At 51.4% G+C, this 1,626-nt stretch carries 1 rRNA gene (cut by a window edge); it reads right to left on the reverse strand.

Annotated elements, in window-relative coordinates:
• A 23S ribosomal RNA gene (locus EDF75_RS26990) occupies positions 1–1,482 on the reverse strand (it extends 1,500 nt beyond the left edge of the window).
• Between the last annotated feature and the right edge of the window lie 144 nt (positions 1,483–1,626).

The following is a 1,626-nucleotide window of genomic DNA, read 5'->3' on the forward strand; positions in this document are numbered from 1 at the left end:
CTCCGCCTACATGCTTAAACCGGGACAACCGTCGCCCGGCTAACATAGCCTTCTCCGTCCCCCCTTCGCAGTAACACCGAGTACAGGAATATTAACCTGTTTCCCATCGACTACGCCTTTCGGCCTCGCCTTAGGGGTCGACTCACCCTGCCCCGATTAACGTTGGACAGGAACCCTTGGTCTTCCGGCGAGCGGGCTTTTCACCCGCTTTATCGTTACTTATGTCAGCATTCGCACTTCTGATACCTCCAGCAACCCTCACAGGCCACCTTCAACGGCTTACAGAACGCTCCCCTACCCAACAACACATAGTGTCGCTGCCGCAGCTTCGGTGCATGGTTTAGCCCCGTTACATCTTCCGCGCAGGCCGACTCGACCAGTGAGCTATTACGCTTTCTTTAAATGATGGCTGCTTCTAAGCCAACATCCTGGCTGTCTGTGCCTTCCCACATCGTTTCCCACTTAACCATGACTTTGGGACCTTAGCTGGCGGTCTGGGTTGTTTCCCTCTTCACGACGGACGTTAGCACCCGCCGTGTGTCTCCCGTGATAACATTCTTCGGTATTCGTAGTTTGCATCGGGTTGGTAAGTCGGGATGACCCCCTAGCCGAAACAGTGCTCTACCCCCGAAGATGAATTCACGAGGCGCTACCTAAATAGCTTTCGGGGAGAACCAGCTATCTCCCGGTTTGATTGGCCTTTCACCCCCAGCCACAAGTCATCCGCTAATTTTTCAACATTAGTCGGTTCGGTCCTCCAGTTAGTGTTACCCAACCTTCAACCTGCCCATGGCTAGATCACCGGGTTTCGGGTCTATACCCTGCAACTTAACGCCCAGTTAAGACTCGGTTTCCCTGCGGCTCCCCTATACGGTTAACCTTGCTACAGAATATAAGTCGCTGACCCATTATACAAAAGGTACGCAGTCACCTAACAAGTAGGCTCCCACTGCTTGTACGTACACGGTTTCAGGTTCTGTTTCACTCCCCTCGCCGGGGTTCTTTTCGCCTTTCCCTCACGGTACTGGTTCACTATCGGTCAGTCAGGAGTATTTAGCCTTGGAGGATGGTCCCCCCATATTCAGACAGGATACCACGTGTCCCGCCCTACTCTTCGAACTCACAGAATGTGCATTTTAGTGTACGGGAGTATCACCCTGTACCCTGCGACTTTCCAGACGCTTCCACTAACACACAAACTGATTCAGGTTCTGGGCTGCTCCCCGTTCGCTCGCCGCTACTGGGGGAATCTCGGTTGATTTCTTTTCCTCGGGGTACTTAGATGTTTCAGTTCCCCCGGTTCGCTTCGTTAAGCTATGTATTCACTTAACGATAGTGTGACGAATCACACTGGGTTTCCCCATTCGGAAATCGCCGGTTATAACGGTTCATATCACCTTACCGACGCTTATCGCAGATTAGCACGTCCTTCATCGCCTCTGACTGCCAGGGCATCCACCGTGTACGCTTAGTCGCTTAACCTCACAACCCGAAGCTGTTTCGTAAAACAGTCGTGTTGTGAAAATTTGAGAGACTCGAACACACCGCTTTTCCTTTCTTATTACGGAGAAAGGAAACAGTGTGTCGTTTCAATTTTCAGCTTGATCCAGATTTTTAAAGAGCAAA

Source organism: Klebsiella sp. BIGb0149, assembly GCF_004362605.1.
In the GTDB taxonomy this organism is placed as follows: Bacteria; Pseudomonadota; Gammaproteobacteria; order Enterobacterales; family Enterobacteriaceae; genus Klebsiella; species Klebsiella terrigena.